The organism is Streptomyces plumbidurans (assembly GCF_019857225.1).
GTDB lineage: Bacteria > Actinomycetota > Actinomycetes > Streptomycetales > Streptomycetaceae > Streptomyces > Streptomyces plumbidurans.
Genome location: NZ_JAFJSY010000123.1, coordinates 1 through 14291, shown reverse-complemented (window position 1 = coordinate 14291; position 14291 = coordinate 1). Strand labels below are relative to the sequence as shown.

Annotated in this window: 14 protein-coding genes; 7 read left to right on the top strand and 7 right to left on the bottom strand. The window is 70.4% G+C overall.

Features of this window, described 5'->3' with window-relative positions; all coding sequences use genetic code 11:
• From JYK17_RS38675 to galU, 6 genes are all read right to left on the bottom strand, one after another.
• Positions 1-396: SepX/GlpR family protein (locus tag JYK17_RS38675; protein ID WP_504739991.1), on the bottom strand; the 396-nt coding region annotated here is incomplete at its 3' end.
• Between the two features lie 185 nt (positions 397-581).
• Positions 582-1184 (bottom strand): GNAT family N-acetyltransferase, encoded by a 603-nt coding sequence (locus JYK17_RS38670; RefSeq protein WP_181362375.1) that lies wholly within the window; start codon positions 1182-1184, stop codon positions 582-584.
• 20 nt (positions 1185-1204) lie between these two features.
• A complete protein-coding gene (locus tag JYK17_RS38665) occupies positions 1205-1747 on the bottom strand; it encodes a MogA/MoaB family molybdenum cofactor biosynthesis protein (protein WP_128802178.1) in 543 nt (180 codons plus the stop codon).
• Positions 1744-2256, bottom strand: coding sequence for a cyclic pyranopterin monophosphate synthase MoaC (moaC, locus tag JYK17_RS38660; RefSeq protein ID WP_108008410.1), 513 nt, complete (start codon positions 2254-2256; stop codon positions 1744-1746). The genes JYK17_RS38665 and moaC overlap by 4 nt, the downstream gene beginning before the upstream one ends.
• A gap of 83 nt (positions 2257-2339) precedes the next feature.
• Positions 2340-3659: a molybdotransferase-like divisome protein Glp gene (gene glp, locus JYK17_RS38655; protein ID WP_222812234.1), complete on the bottom strand. Its 1320-nt coding sequence runs from the start codon at positions 3657-3659 to the stop codon at positions 2340-2342.
• A gap of 4 nt (positions 3660-3663) precedes the next feature.
• A complete protein-coding gene (galU, locus tag JYK17_RS38650) occupies positions 3664-4566 on the bottom strand; it encodes a UTP--glucose-1-phosphate uridylyltransferase GalU (RefSeq protein WP_108008412.1) in 903 nt (300 codons plus the stop codon).
• A gap of 93 nt (positions 4567-4659) precedes the next feature.
• Here galU and JYK17_RS38645 point away from each other — a divergent pair, with 93 nt between their 5' ends.
• Positions 4660-5283: a 5-formyltetrahydrofolate cyclo-ligase gene (locus JYK17_RS38645; RefSeq protein WP_222812233.1), complete on the top strand. Its 624-nt coding sequence runs from the start codon at positions 4660-4662 to the stop codon at positions 5281-5283.
• 77 nt (positions 5284-5360) lie between these two features.
• Here the strand turns inward: JYK17_RS38645 and JYK17_RS38640 are convergent, their stop codons facing one another.
• Entirely contained in the window at positions 5361-8168 is a 2808-nt protein-coding gene (locus JYK17_RS38640) for a penicillin acylase family protein (RefSeq protein WP_222812232.1), read from the bottom strand.
• A gap of 240 nt (positions 8169-8408) precedes the next feature.
• Here JYK17_RS38640 and JYK17_RS38635 point away from each other — a divergent pair, with 240 nt between their 5' ends.
• The 6 genes from JYK17_RS38635 to mscL all read left to right on the top strand — a co-directional run bounded on the left by JYK17_RS38635 (position 8409) and on the right by mscL (position 14260).
• Positions 8409-9944 carry a potassium/proton antiporter gene (locus JYK17_RS38635; protein ID WP_108008418.1) on the top strand — a complete coding sequence of 512 codons (1536 nt, stop codon included), beginning with the start codon at positions 8409-8411 and terminating at the stop codon, positions 9942-9944.
• A 318-nt stretch (positions 9945-10262) separates the two neighbouring features.
• Positions 10263-11525 (top strand): MFS transporter, encoded by a 1263-nt coding sequence (locus tag JYK17_RS38630; protein WP_222812231.1) that lies wholly within the window; start codon positions 10263-10265, stop codon positions 11523-11525.
• Between the two features lie 67 nt (positions 11526-11592).
• Positions 11593-11937 carry an FmdB family zinc ribbon protein gene (locus JYK17_RS38625; protein WP_108008422.1) on the top strand — a complete coding sequence of 115 codons (345 nt, stop codon included), beginning with the start codon at positions 11593-11595 and terminating at the stop codon, positions 11935-11937.
• A 166-nt stretch (positions 11938-12103) separates the two neighbouring features.
• Complete coding sequence (locus JYK17_RS38620) at positions 12104-12937, top strand: S-methyl-5'-thioadenosine phosphorylase (RefSeq protein ID WP_128802179.1); 834 nt, start codon at positions 12104-12106, stop codon at positions 12935-12937.
• Positions 12938-13126: 189 nt separating this feature from the next.
• Positions 13127-13690 (top strand): hypothetical protein, encoded by a 564-nt coding sequence (locus JYK17_RS38615; RefSeq protein ID WP_108008426.1) that lies wholly within the window; start codon positions 13127-13129, stop codon positions 13688-13690.
• Positions 13691-13801: 111 nt separating this feature from the next.
• On the top strand, positions 13802-14260 hold the full coding sequence (gene mscL, locus JYK17_RS38610) for a large conductance mechanosensitive channel protein MscL (protein WP_108008428.1): 459 nt from the start codon (positions 13802-13804) through the stop codon (positions 14258-14260).
• The last annotated feature ends 31 nt before the right edge of the window (positions 14261-14291 follow it).

Genomic DNA, 14291 nt, shown 5'->3' with positions numbered 1-14291 from the left:
CGTGCGGCGGGGCGCGGGCACGCGTTTGCGGGCCGGGGCCGGTGCGGGCGCCTGCGCGGAGGGCGACGGGGATGCCTGCGCGGGCGCGGGCTCCGGTGCCTCGGCGCGTGCCGTCGGACGGTTCGGAGGCATGGCGAAGGCCCGGACGTCCACCGAATCGGTGACCGTGCCCGGGTCGTCGGCGCTGGGCTCCCCCGCCTCGGTGGAGCGCCCCCGCAGGTCCTTGGCGTACCGGCGCTCCATGCCCGCCCGTCCGGACAGCAGCCGGATGGCGGTGCTGAAGCGTTCCGTCGGACGGGCTTCGTTCAGCTCGTCCTGCCTACGGAGCCACATAGGCACCAAGTAGGCGGCCCAGGCCCCGACAATGACTGCGTAGATGAGGCCGCTGCTGCTCACGCCTCACACGGTAGAGGGGTTTGCGTGAGGCCATCTGCCAATTGCGCCGGTGTGTCGCACGATCTGGCTGATATTTCGAACTTTTTTTGTGACCGATGCGATCAGCACCCCACTGAGGGCGTGAATTTAATGCCTTGAGGCGGTCGCGGCTCGATCAATTTCGAACATCTATTCAATTTCCCGGTCTATGCGGGATTCCCCTGAGTACGTGCCCGCCGCCAGCGGTTGAGCAACCCGTCGGGCACCTCTTCCGCGGTGAGCGCGAAGACGAGGTGGTCGCGCCAGGCGCCGTCGATGTGGAGATAACGCGGCCTCAGGCCCTCCTCGCGGAATCCGAGTTTCTCCACGACCCGGCGGCTGGGCCCGTTCTCGGGGCGAATGCAGACCTCGATGCGGTGCAGACCGACGGTGCGGAAACAGTGGTCCACGACCAGTGCCACGGAGGTCGGCATCACGCCTCGGCCGGCCACCGCCTCGTCCACCCAGTAGCCGATATGCCCCGAACACATGGAGCCCCAAGTGATTCCGGCCACCGTCAACTGCCCCACCAGACGGCCTTGGTACTCGATGACGAACGGAAGCATCCGGCCGGAGTTCGCCTCGGAGCGCAAGTGCCGGACCATCTGACGGTAGGTCGGCCGGTGCACGATCGGTCCGCTCGGCGTGGGCGGCGGAATCGTCGCCTCCCAGGGGCGCAGCCAGTCCCGGTTGCGCCGGTTGACGTCGCGCCAGGCGCGCTGGTCGCGCAGCTTTATCGGCCGGAGGACGATGTCGCCGTCCGCCAGCACGGCGGGCCAGGATGGGCTGTTCAGCTCGCACCCCCACTGCCGGCCCCGGGTCTGGGGTGGTCGCCGCCGCGGATCTGGTCGACGGCATGCGTCAACAGGGGCTCCAGGACGGCCAGTCCGTCCCTGACCCCGCCGGTGGAGCCCGGCAGATTGACGATCAGCGTCCCCTTCGCCACTCCCGCCAGGCCCCGCGAGAGCGCGGCGGTCGGTACCTTCTCCCGTCCGAACGCCCGGATGGCCTCCGCGATGCCCGGCACCTCGTAGTCGATCACCCTGCGGGTCGCCTCGGGGGTGCGGTCGGTGGGCGAGATGCCGGTGCCGCCCGTCGTCACGATGACGTCGTAGCCGGCCTCGGCGCCGGCCCGCAGCGCGGCCTCGACCGGGTCGCCGTCGGGGACGACCCGCGGCCCGTCGACGGCGAAGCCGAGGCCTTCGAGGCCGGCGACGATCGCGGGGCCGCCCTTGTCCTCGTAGACGCCGGCGGCGGCGCGGTTCGAGGCGGTGATCACCAGGGCGCTGTACGGCGCGAGGAGGGCACCGCCGGTCGACGGGTCGTCAGTCATGCCCGGCTCCAGTCGCCCGACTTGCCGCCCGTCTTCTCCTCCACCCGTACGTCCGTGATGACCGCTCCCTTGTCGACCGCCTTGACCATGTCGATCACGGTGAGCGCGGCGACGGAGACCGCGGTGAGCGCCTCCATCTCGACGCCCGTGCGGTCCGTGGTCTTGACCGTGGCCCGGATCTCCACGGCGTCGTCCGCGACCGACAGATCCAGTTTCACACCGGACAGCGACAAGGGGTGGCACAGCGGGATCAGATCCGGGGTGCGCTTGGCGCCCATGATGCCCGCGATGCGCGCGGTGGCCAGGGCGTCGCCCTTGGGTACGCCCTCGCCGCGCAGCAGCTCGATCACGCGAGGCGAGACCAGGACCCGGCCGGCGGCACGGGCGGTGCGCGCGGTCACGTCCTTCCCGGACACGTCGACCATACGGGCGGCGCCCGCCTCGTCGATGTGCGTCAGTCGGTCCTGCGCAGGGGGTCCGGGGGTCTCCCCCCGGGAAGGCTCAGTCATGCTGTGGGCGCTCCCGTCCGGGCCCGGCGCGGTGCGGCGCACGGACCTGTTGTGCGCGACACGCTACCGCCAACCCGGAGCGCTCAGCCGAGCAGGACCACCTCGACCTCGGTGCCGGGCTCGACGGACTCGGTGCCCTCGGGAACGACGATCAGTGCGTCGGCGTGCGCGAGGGCCGCGACCAGATGGGATCCGGCGCCGCCGACCGGGGTCACCGCGCCGTCGGCGTACGTACCCCTGAGGAACTGTCTGCGGCCCTTCGGCGAGGTCAGCGCCTTGCCGGAGATCAGTGTGGCGGTCGTCCGCGGCCGGTGGACGTCCGCCAGGCCCATCAGGGCGCGGATCGCCGGGCGGACGAACAGCTCGAAGGAGACGTACGAGGAGACGGGGTTGCCGGGCAGGGCGAGCAGCGGGGTGTGGTCGGGGCCGATGGAGCCGAAGCCCTGCGGCTTGCCGGGCTGCATGGCGAGCTTGCGGAACTCGATACCGCTGCCCGCCTCGTCCTCGTCGCCGACGTGCGACAGGGCCTCCTTGACGACGTCGTACGCCCCGACGCTGACGCCGCCCGTGGTGACCATGATGTCGGCGCGCACCAGCTGGTCCTCGATGGTGGCGCGCAGGGTGTCCGCGTCGTCGGCGACGGCGCCCACGCGGTAGGCGATGGCGCCGGCGTCGCGGGCGGCCGCGGTGAGGGCGAAGCTGTTGGAGTCGTAGATCTGGCCGTCGGCCAATTGCTCGCCGGGCTGGACGAGTTCGCTGCCGGTGGAGACGACCACCACGCGCGGGCGCGGGCGCACGCGGACCGTCCCGCGGCCGATCGCGGCGAGCAGGGCGATCTGCGGCGGCCCGAGGACCGTGCCGGCTTCGAGGGCGAGGTCGCCCGCCCGTACGTCGCTGCCCTTGGCGCGCACGTGCGCGCGTGCCTCGGCCGGGCGGTGGACGTGCACCTGGCCCTCGGCGCCCTCGGGGGCCTGGGCCCGGGCCCGCATCCCGGTCACCGGGCCCTCGCCGAGGCCTCCGTCGGTCCACTCGACGGGGACGACGGTCTCCGCGCCGGGCGGCAGGGGGGCTCCGGTCATGATGCGGGCTGCCTGGCCGGGGCCCACCCGGACCAGGTCGGCCTGGCCCGCCGCGACGTCCCCGACGACGTCCAGGACGGCGGGGAACTCCTCGCTCGCGCCCGCGACATCCGCGACCCGGACCGCATACCCGTCCATGGAGCTGTTGTCGAACGGCGGCAGGGACACCGGCACCGTGACGTCGTCGACCAGGACGCAGCCCTGGGCGTCGAGGAGTTGCAGCTCGATGGGTTCCAGGGGGCGGACGGCCGAGAGGATGTCCTCCAGGTGTTCGTCCACCGACCAGAGCCGGTCCTGGCCGGTGGTGCGGGGCGAGCTGCTCAACGTGCTACATCTCCTCGGCTACGTAACTGCGAAGCCAGGTCCGGAAGTCCGGGCCCAGGTCTTCACGTTCGCATGCGAGTCTGACAATGGCACGCAGGTAGTCGCCGCGGTCGCCGGTGTCATAGCGGCGGCCCTTGAAGACGACGCCGTGCACGGGTCCGCCGGCCTTCTCGTCCTGGGAGAGCTGCTGCAGGGCGTCGGTGAGCTGGATCTCGCCGCCGCGGCCCGGCTCGGTCTTGCGCAGTATGTCGAAGACGGCCGGGTCGAGGACGTAGCGGCCGATGATCGCGTAGTTGGACGGGGCGTCCGCGGCGGCCGGCTTCTCGACCAGGTCGTGGACCTTGACCACGTCACCGTCCTCGGTGGGGTCGACGGCCGCGCATCCGTAGAGGTGGATCTGCTCGGGCTCGACCTCCATGAGCGCGATGACGCTGCCGCCGCGCTGCTCCTGCACCTCGACCATCCGCTTGAGCAGCGGGTCGCGCGGGTCGATCAGGTCGTCGCCGAGGAGGACGGCGAACGGCTCGTGGCCGACGTGCGGCGCCGCGCACAGCACCGCGTGGCCGAGTCCTCTGGGGTCACCCTGGCGCACGTAGTGCATGGTCGCGAGGTCGCTGGACTCCTGGACCTTGGCGAGCCGGCCCGCGTCGCCCTTCTTCTGGAGGGCGGACTCGAGCTCGTAGTTGCGGTCGAAGTGGTCCTCGAGCGGGCGCTTGTTGCGGCCCGTGATCATGAGGACGTCGTCGAGGCCCGCCGACACGGCCTCTTCGACCACGTATTGGATCGCCGGCTTGTCGACGACCGGCAGCATCTCCTTGGGAGTGGCCTTGGTGGCCGGCAGGAACCGGGTGCCGAGACCTGCTGCGGGAATGACAGCCTTGCTGATCCGTGGGTGCGACTGGGTCATACCGGCACCCTATCCGTTGCCTTGGATGGGAATCTGTGGCTCCGGTTAATTGGCTCTCATATGAGCGCATTGAGAAGGGTACAGGTGCGACCTATGAGTCACCTCGGACGTACGGCCGAGCCTGACAAGCGAACGTTGCGGCAACAGCTCCTCGCGGTGAGAAGCAGGTTGACCGCGGATGACGTGGAGGTGGCCGCGGCCGCGCTCGCCGAGTGCGCCCTGCGACTGCCGGAGCTGGCACGGGCCCGCACGGTGGCCGCCTACGTCTCCGTGGGGGCCGAACCGGGAACGCTCGCCCTGCTGGACGCACTCCACGCGCGTGGGGCGCGTGTTCTGCTGCCCGCCCTGCTGCCGGACAACGACCTCGACTGGGGCGCCTACGACGGCAAGGGCTCCCTCGCACGGGTCCAACACGGCGGAAAGATGGCCCTTTTCGAGCCCTCCGGCGAACGTCTCGGCCCGGACGCCGTGACGGGCGCGGACGTCGTGCTGCTGCCCGGCCTCGCGGTGGACGCGCGCGGGATGCGGCTGGGGCGCGGCGGGGGGTCGTACGACCGCGTCCTCGCGCGTCTGGAGCGCGCGCACGTACACCCCGTGCTGGTGGTGCTGCTGTACGACTCGGAGGTCATCGGCCGCGTGCCCGAGGAGGGGCACGACCGGCCGGTGCACGCGGTGGTGACGCCGTCGGGGGTACGCCGCTTCGGCACCGGACACTGACCGGCCGCCGGCACGAAAATGGCCCTCCACGCGCGCGTGGAGGGCCATTTCGCTCAGATGCTCACGGCCTCAGCCGCCTATGGCTTCAGGACAAGGGTGTCGCTCGTGCTCTTGTCGACGGCCTTGTCGGAGAAGTGCCAGTCGAGCAGTTCGCCCTTGGCCCACTTGCTCGTCTGGTCGACGTAGTGGGCGCTGTAGGCGTGCCCCGAGGCGCCGGTGAGGTTGATCCACTTCGACTTGTCCAGGTCGCCGAGGTTGACCACCATGCGCATCGAGGGGACCCAGACGACGCCGTAGCCGCCCGCCGCGTTCCAGCCGCTCGCGTTGACCGTCGCCTCGCCGCCGCTGAGCTTCCAGGGGCCGCGGTTGAGGATGTACTTCAGGAAGCCGGGGCCGTCGGTGCCGAGGGTCTGGTTCTTCAGGAACAGACGGTGCAGCCGGCCCCAGCTCCAGGTGTCGATGTCCTTGCCGAGCTTGGCGGTCAGCTCCCAGCGGGCGTCGATCATCGCGCGCTTGAAGAGGTCGTCGCGGTTGTGTGTCGCGGCGGGCCGGGTGCCCGCCTTGGGCGTGGTCCACCAGGCGCTCTTGGGGTCGTTCATGAGCTTGCGCACGACCTCGAACCAGCGGTCGCCGCCGTCCGGCTGCGCCTGGTCGGCGGCCCGCTGGCCGCACTCGCGCACCTTCTGCATGTTGTCCGCGGGCCCGGTGGTGTCGGCCGGGTCGACCCACAGGCACTGGCCCTCGACCCGCAGCTCCTTGGGCAGCTTGTTGCCGAAGGCGAGCTTGAGGACGTTGCGCCAGACCGCGTTGAAGTAGGCGGCCGCGGCCGAGTCGGCGTCCTGGGTGTAGTCCCAGCCCTCCAGCAGTTCCTGGGCCTTGCGGACGTCCTTGTCGCCGACGTCGATCTTCAGCAGCGCGGGCACGAGCAGCTTGGCGATCTCGCTGCTGTTGTCCAGCTGCATCTGGCGCATGTCGTCCGTGGAGACCTTGCCGCCGCCCTTGATCTTCGACTCGATCAGGTCGGTGATGCGCTGGCTGCGGGTGCCGTAGCCCCAGTCCGTGGTCAGCGTGTAGGGGTACTTGTCCGGGTCGATCACGGCCTGGTTGGCGGTGACGATGTAGCCGCGCTTCGGGTTGTACTCGTACGGCAGCGCGTCCTTGGGGATGTAGCCGGTCCACTTGTAGTCCGAGTCCCAGCCGGGCGCGGGGATCGAGCCGTCGTCCTTCTGCGCGCGCGTGGGGATCTTCCCGGGCAGCGTGTAGCCGATGTTGTTCTTGTCGGCGTAGATCAGGTTCTGCGAGGGCACGTCGAACAGGGCCGAGGCGGAACGGAATTCGCTCCAGTCGGACGCCTTGTCGAGGGCGAAGACGGCGTCCATGGTGGTGCCCGGGTCGAGCGCGGTCCAGCGCAGCGCAACACCGTAGCCGTCGCCGCGGTCGGGCGCAGCGGTGTCGACGGTGGCCTTCTTGCCGACCTTCACCAGTTCGTCGTCGCGGTCGGAGAGCAGGGGCATCCCGTCCCTGGTCTGGCGCACGACGATCGTCTTGGACTTGCCGCCGGCGACCTTGATGGTCTCCTCGCGGCTCTTGAAGGCCTTCGTGTCACCGTCGTAGAGGTAGCCGTCGCCGCTGAGCTTCTCCAGGTAGAGGTCGGTGACGTCGACGCCGGAGTTGGTCATGCCCCAGGCGATGTCCTGGTTGTGGCCGATGACCACGCCGGGCATGCCCGCGAAGGTGTAACCGGTCACGTCGTACTGGCACTTGCTGGAGACGGTGCGGCAGTGCAGGCCCATCTGGTACCAGACGGACGGCAACGAGGCCGAAAGATGCGGGTCGTTGGCGAGCAGCGGGTGGCCGGTGATGGTGTGACTCCCGGCCACCACCCAGGAGTTGGAGCCGATGCCCTGGCCGTTCACGCCGACGGCCGTGGGGACGTCGTCCAGGACGTCGTAGAGGCCCGCCAGCTGGCTCTCCAAAGCCGTGCCGCCCGAGGACGTGCCGGTACCTGTGCCGGTCCCGGTTCCGGTGCCCGTGCCTGTTCCGGTGCCCGTGCCTGTCGTGCCGCTCGTGGACGTGCCGCTGCCGGACGAGGAGCCGCTCTGCTCGAAGGCCTTGGTGACCTCGTTGTACTGACCCTCCTGCACGATCGCCTTGTTGCGGTCGTACGGGTAGGCGGGGTAGAGCTGCGCGATCTGCTTGGCGTCGAGCCGGCTGGTCATCAGGGCGCGGTCGATCTCGTCCTGCATGTTGCCGCGCAGGTCCCAGGCCATCGCCTTGAGCCAGGAGACCGAGTCGACCGGGGTCCACTGCCCGGGCTTGTAGTTGTTGCGGAAGCCGAGCGCCGCGTACTCCAGGGAGATGTCCTTGCCGTCCTTGCCCTTCAGATAGGCGTTGACGCCCTGGGAATAGGCCTGGAGGTACTTCTTGGTGGACGGCGACAGCTTGGTGTCGTACTCCTGCTTGGCCACCCGGTCCCAGCCCAGCGTGCGCAGGAACTCGTCGTTCTTGACCTGGCTCTTGCCGAACATCTCCGACAGCCGGCCCGAGGTCATGTGCCGGCGCACATCCATCTCGTAGAACCGGTCCTGCGCCTGGACATAGCCCTGCGCCATGAACAGGTCCGTGTCCGAGGAGGCATATATCTGCGGGATGCCGTTGCCGTCGCGTTTGACGTCGACGGGTCCCGACAGGCCCTGCAGCGTGATCGAACCCTTCGTCTGCGGGAACGACGCACGAACGGTGCTGATGGACCAGTAAGCCCCGTAGGCGACGCCTGCGATGAGGGCCAGGACCAGCACCAGCACGACCAATCGGGCTTTGCGCCCCTTCTTCCTGCCGGACTTGCCGGGCTTGTCACCCGTTGTGGCGGTGGTGTTCGGGGGCATCGCTGTCCTTGCTGTCCTAACGCGAGCGGCGAGGCGGGCTGTCCTTTTGAATGAGCGCTGGAGCAACCATAGGCGCAGGGCCCTGTGGCCCTTGACGCGGTGTCGGGAACGAGGACGGGCACGCGTTCGATCCAGCCGCCGGAAGCGTCAAGAAATCGTCAAGAGTTAGGTAAGGTAACGAAGTAAGCGGATGCGGCGCCCCCGGGCTCCGTGTCGCATGCACATGAGCTCCTACGCGGGATGCGTACGAGCCGGCGAAGGGAACGGCCGCTGACAGTCCACCATCTCAACCAGCTACTGCTCGTCTGCTCGCTCGTCCTGCTCGTCGCCGTGGCAGCGGTCCGGATCTCCTCGCGCAGCGGGCTCCCCAGCCTGCTCGTGTACCTGGGCATCGGCATCGCCATGGGCCAGGACGGCATCGGCGACATCCGCTTCGACAACGCCGAACTCACCCAGGTCATCGGATACGCGGCCCTCGTCGTGATCCTCGCCGAGGGCGGACTGGGCACGAAGTGGAAGGACATCGAACCGGCGCTGCCCACCGCCTCCGCGCTGGCACTGGCCGGCGTCGCGGTCAGCGTCGGGGTCACCGCGACGGGCGCGCACTATCTGGTCGGGCTGGAATGGCGGCAGGCACTCATCATCGGGGCGGTCGTCTCCTCCACGGACGCGGCCGCCGTCTTCTCGGTGCTGCGCAAAATCCCCCTCCCCGCGCGCGTGACGGGCATTCTGGAGGCGGAGTCCGGCTTCAACGACGCCCCGGTCGTCATCCTGGTCGTGGCCTTCTCCACGGCGGGCCCGGTCGACCACTGGTACGTACTGGTGGGCGAGATAGCGCTGGAGCTGGCCATCGGTGCCGCCATCGGGCTCGCGGTGGGCTGGCTCGGCGCCTGGGGGCTCAGGCACGTGGCGCTGCCCGCCTCCGGCCTCTACCCCATCGCCGTCATGGCGATCGCCGTCACGGCGTACGCGGGCGGCGCGCTGGCGCACGGCAGCGGCTTCCTCGGCGTCTACCTCGCCTCGATGGTGCTGGGCCACGCGAAACTGCCGCATTGGCCCGCCACCCGCGGCTTCGCCGACGGGCTCGGCTGGATCGCTCAGATCGGCATGTTCGTCCTGCTCGGCCTGCTGGTCACCCCGCACGAACTCGGCGACGACATCGTGCCCGCCCTCCTCATCGGCCTGGTGCTGACCATGGTGGCGCGCCCGCTGAGCGTGGTGCTGTGCCTGACGCCCTTCCGGGTGCCGTGGCAGGAGCAGATCCTGATGTCCTGGGCCGGGCTGCGCGGCGCGGTCCCCATCATCCTGGCGACGATCCCGATGGTGCAGGGCGTCGACGCCAGCCGCCGCATCTTCAACATCGTCTTCGTCCTGGTCGTCGTCTACACCCTGATCCAGGGGCCCACGCTGCCGTGGCTCGCCCGCAAGCTGCGTCTGGGCGGGAGCGGCGAGGCGGCCGACCTCGGCATCGAGTCCGCCCCGCTGGAGCGGCTGCGCGGGCATCTGCTGTCGGTCGCGATTCCGAAGGGCTCGCGGATGCACGGCGTCGAGGTGGCCGAACTGCGGCTGCCCGCCGGGGCCGCCGTCACCCTTGTCGTACGCGAGGGAAAATCGTTTGTCCCGCTGCCCACCACGGTGCTGCGGCGCGGGGACGAGCTGCTGGTCGTGGCCACGAACCCGGTACGCGACGCGGCCGAGCGTCGGCTGCGCGCGGTGGGCCACGGCGGCAAGCTGGCGGGGTGGCTCGGAGAGGACGAAGCACAGGCGGAACGCTGACGAAGCACAGGCGGAACGTTGACGAAGCACAGGCGGAACGTTGAATGTGCCTTTTCGCGGCGTTTGCGTACGCGGGAATCGCAGGCGAACGCGCGCGTGGTGCTCGTTTTCACAGGCGTAGCGGGCCTTGATCCCTCTACGATGAAGGCACATCTCTGATCGAACCACCTCTGCCTGACGCAGAGCTGACGCGACCGTATGGCGGCCGTGGCGCCCGACCCTCCGGGCGGCCCTTGGTATCTACCGCAGTCCGCACAAGAGGACAGCTCTCGGCGCCCCCGCACGGGCGCGCCACCAGGCGGCAGAAAGGCACGGGCCGTGGCATCCACGGTCACCCAGCGACCCGGCTACGGACAGTTGCTGCGCACCCGCGGCGCCTGGACGTTCCTGGTCCCCGGCTTCGCGGCGCGCCAGCCGTTCGCGATGCTCACCATCTCGATCGTGCTGCTCGTGCAGCACACCACCGGCTCCTACGGGGTCGCGGGCGCCGCGGCCGCCGTCACCGGCGTCTCGATGGCCCTCTGCGCGCCCTACGGCGGCCGTCTCGCCGACCGCTACGGACAGCGCGCCGTGCTGATCCCCGGCGTACTGCTGCACGCGCTGTCCGGCCTCACCCTGACGGCGCTCGCCCTGGCCCACGCACCCCTGTGGGCGCTGTTCGCCGCGGCCGTGCCGACCGGCGCCTCGGTGCCGCAGGTCGGGCCCATGGTGCGCGCCCGCTGGGGCGTGCAGCTGCAGGAGTCGCCGCTGATGACCACCGCCGCCGCGTTCGAATCGGTCACGGACGAGCTGACGTTCGTCTTCGGACCGCTGCTGGCCACCGCCCTGTGCACCGCCGTCGCCCCGGCCGCGGGCCTGGTGGCGGAGGCGTCCCTGACCCTGCTCGGCGGTCTGCTGTTCGCGGCGCAGAAGGGCTCGCAGCCCGCGGTCGCCGCCGGCGGGCACGCGCGCGTGGAGCACACGTCCGCACTGCGCATCCCCGGTGTGCGCGTTCTGGTCGTGGCCTTCCTCGGGATCGGGTCCGTCTTCGGCGGCATGCAGGTCTCGCTGGCCGCGTTCACCGAGTCGATCGGCGAGCCCGGTCTGAACGGCGTCCTGTACGGCGTCTTCGCCGCGGGCAACATGCTCTCCGGCATTGTCTGCGGCGCCGTCGCCTGGCGGACGGCCCCGCAGCGGCGCCTCGCCGTGGGCTACGCCGCCCTCGCCCTGATGGCCTCGGGCCTGTGGGCCGCGCACTCGGTGGTCCTGCTGGCCGGCCTCGGCCTGCTCGTCGGCATGTGCATCGCGCCCGCCCTGATCACCGGCTACACGCTGGTCGAGGGCCTGGTCCCGGCCGGCGCCCGCACCGAGGCCTTCACCTGGCTGACCGGCGCGGTGGCACTCGGGCAGGCGGTGGCCGTCACGGTCGCCGGACAGCTGGAGGACCGCTTCCGGGCGGGCGCCGGATTCCTGGTGCCCGCGGGCGGTACGGTGCTCGCCCTGGTGACCCTCCTGGCCCTGCGATCCCGGCTGACCACCCGGCCACACAGCCTGACCGTCGCACGTGGCGTCGGTCACCGCTCGCCGGTGGCAGTGGACTGATCCTCAGGAATACGTCACTATGGACCGTCGTTAGCACTCATTGAGTGAGAGTGCCAGGAGGAAGACAGTGCCGACCTACCAGTACCAGTGCACCGAGTGCGGCGAGGGCCTCGAGGCGGTGCAGAAGTTCACCGACGACGCCCTCACCGAGTGCCCCGACTGCGGTGGCCGCCTGAAGAAGGTGTTCTCGGCCGTCGGCATCGTCTTCAAGGGCTCCGGCTTCTACCGCAACGACAGCCGTGGCTCCTCGTCGAGCAGCTCGCCGGCGTCGTCCAAGCCGTCGACGTCCACCGAGTCGTCGTCCGCGTCCGGCTCCTCGTCGAACTCTTCGTCGGGCTCGTCCTCCTCGGACGCGAAGCCGTCGTCGAAGCCGTCGAGCACCGGCGCCTCGTCCGGCAGCAGCGCCGCCTAGGACCTGCCGCACTCGCCTCACGGGACCCTGCCGTCGTACGACGGCGGGGTCTTCGGTGTTCCGGCGATCCGGCGATCCGCGATCCGGCGTTCCGTTCGGCGCCACCCGGGATCCCGGGACGAGGTCCCTCTCCGCCCGCCCCGAGGGGCCGGATACTGTGCTGGCCATGGCGAACGCAGACATCGGTGTAATCGGCGGCTCGGGCTTCTACTCCTTCCTCGACGACGTGACCGAGGTGCAGGTCGAGACCCCTTACGGACCGCCCAGCGACTCCCTCTTCCTCGGCGAGGTCGCCGGACGGCGGGTCGCGTTCCTGCCCCGCCACGGCCGCGGCCACCATCTGCCGCCGCACCGCATCAACTACCGCGCCAATCTGTGGGCGTTGCGCTCGGTGGGCGTGCGCCAGGTGCTCGGCCCGTGCGCGGTGGGCGGTCTGCGTCCCGAGTACGGACCGGGCACGCTGCTCGTGCCGGACCAGCTGGTCGACCGTACGAAGTCCCGGGCGAACTCGTACTTCGACGGCCTCCCGCTGCCGGACGGCAAGGTGCCGAACGTGGTGCATGTGTCGCTGGCCGACCCCTACTGCCCCGTCGGCCGAGCCGCCGCCCTCAAGGCCGCCCGCGGGCGGGACTGGGAGCCCGTGGACGGGGGCACGCTGGTCGTGGTCGAGGGGCCGCGCTTCTCGACCCGCGCGGAGTCGCTGTGGCACCAGGCGCAGGGCTGGTCGGTGGTGGGCATGACCGGCCACCCCGAGGCGGCGCTCGCCCGTGAACTGGAGCTCTGCTACACGTCGATGACCCTGGTCACCGACCTCGACGCGGGCGCCGAGACCGGCGAGGGCGTCTCGCACGACGAGGTGCTGCGGGTGTTCTCGGCGAACGTGGACCGGCTGCGGGGCGTGCTGTTCGACGCGGTGGCCGCCCTGCCGTCCAACGAGGACCGGGACTGCCTGTGCACGACGGCCCTGGGCGGGATGGATCCGGGGTTCGAGCTGCCGTGAGGTGAGGGGCGGGGAAGGGGTGAGGCCCTGGGGCGGGGGCGGGCGGGGTGGGGTGGGGCGGCGGAACTTCCCGTTCGGGTGAGGGAGTTGTCCACAAGCCGTCGGTGATCCACCGGTCTCGGCGGAGATCGGCGAGAGGCCTCATCGTGGGTCTGCAAGCCGATTCCCCGACCGAGGTGGTGACCCCGCATGTCCCTTCCTTCCCCGACCTTCCCTTCTTCGGCCCTCGCCTCCTCCCCCGAGGTGCCGGACCCGCCGGGCATCGACGCCCCCGCCCCCTGCGAGATCCCGCACTTCGCTCCCGTGCGGGTGCGTGGCGGGCGGTTCCGGGTGCGGCGGCTCGTACGGCACCCGAGGCGGGCGGCGGCCGTCGCGCTCGCCGTGACCGCGGTCGCGTTGGTGGCGGCGGGACCGCGGGGCGCCGGCCCGGCGGCGCGCGGCCATCCGGTGGTGGATCCGGTACGAGGCCACCGGGCCGTGCGGATGGTGGCCGCGCCGGTGCGGATCTTCGACGCGGAGACGGTACGGCTGCTGCGGCCCGGTGACCGGGTGGATGTCGTCGCCGCGCAGGAGACGGCGGCAGGAGGGGACGCCCGGGTGGTCGCGCGCGGGGCGCGGGTGACGAAGGTGCCGGAGCCCGTGAGGGACGCGTCAGGCAGCGGGGCGCTGCTCGTGCTCTCGGTGCCTCGCTCCACCGCGGCACATCTTGCCGCGGCTTCCGCGACGGCACGTTTGGCGGTGATCGTGTGTTGATTCTGTCAAGTCCCTCGTTCCAGGTACCCAATTGGACAGCGCGACAGTTCGTTGACGTAAGTTGCGGAACTGCTTGTTTCACAATCTGCGTATGCGATGAGAGGCCCCGCGTTGAGCGAGAAGAAGGAACCGAGCGTCTGGCAGGGCTTCAAGGCCTTCCTGATGCGCGGGAACGTCGTCGACCTGGCAGTCGCGGTGGTCATCGGTGCCGCCTTCACCAACATCGTGAACGCGGTGGTGAAGGGGATCATCAACCCGCTGGTCGGTGCGATCGGCACCAAGAACCTGGACAACTACAGCTCGTGCCTGAGCGGGACGTGCCAGGGCGACCAGGGCATCCGGATCCTGTGGGGCTCGGTGCTCGGGGCCACGCTCACCTTCGTGATCACGGCGGCCGTCGTCTACTTCCTGATGGTGCTGCCGATGTCGAGGTACCTGGCCCGGCACGAGGCCCGCAAGAAGGCCAAGGAGAGCACCCAGGAAGTCATCGAGGTGACCGAGCTGGAGGTCCTCAAGGAGATCCGCGACGCGCTGATCGCCCAGCGCGGCAACGGCCACGACGCTCGCTGACGCAGACAGCCCGCGCCGCTGCCTCCGCGTT

What these genes read in the sequence shown, in the direction of transcription:
- JYK17_RS38635 (WP_108008418.1), top strand. Translation starts at nt 8,409, where the DNA reads ATGCGTACGAGCCGGCGAAGGGAACGGCCGCTGACAGTCCACCATCTC.
- JYK17_RS38620 (WP_128802179.1), top strand. Translation starts at nt 12,104, where the DNA reads ATGGCGAACGCAGACATCGGTGTAATCGGCGGCTCGGGCTTCTACTCC.
- moaC (WP_108008410.1), bottom strand. Translation starts at nt 2,256, where the DNA reads ATGACTGAGCCTTCCCGGGGGGAGACCCCCGGACCCCCTGCGCAGGAC.
- JYK17_RS38665 (WP_128802178.1), bottom strand. Translation starts at nt 1,747, where the DNA reads ATGACTGACGACCCGTCGACCGGCGGTGCCCTCCTCGCGCCGTACAGC.
- JYK17_RS38645 (WP_222812233.1), top strand. Translation starts at nt 4,660, where the DNA reads ATGAGTCACCTCGGACGTACGGCCGAGCCTGACAAGCGAACGTTGCGG.
- JYK17_RS38615 (WP_108008426.1), top strand. Translation starts at nt 13,127, where the DNA reads ATGTCCCTTCCTTCCCCGACCTTCCCTTCTTCGGCCCTCGCCTCCTCC.
- galU (WP_108008412.1), bottom strand. Translation starts at nt 4,566, where the DNA reads ATGACCCAGTCGCACCCACGGATCAGCAAGGCTGTCATTCCCGCAGCA.
- JYK17_RS38640 (WP_222812232.1), bottom strand. Translation starts at nt 8,168, where the DNA reads ATGCCCCCGAACACCACCGCCACAACGGGTGACAAGCCCGGCAAGTCC.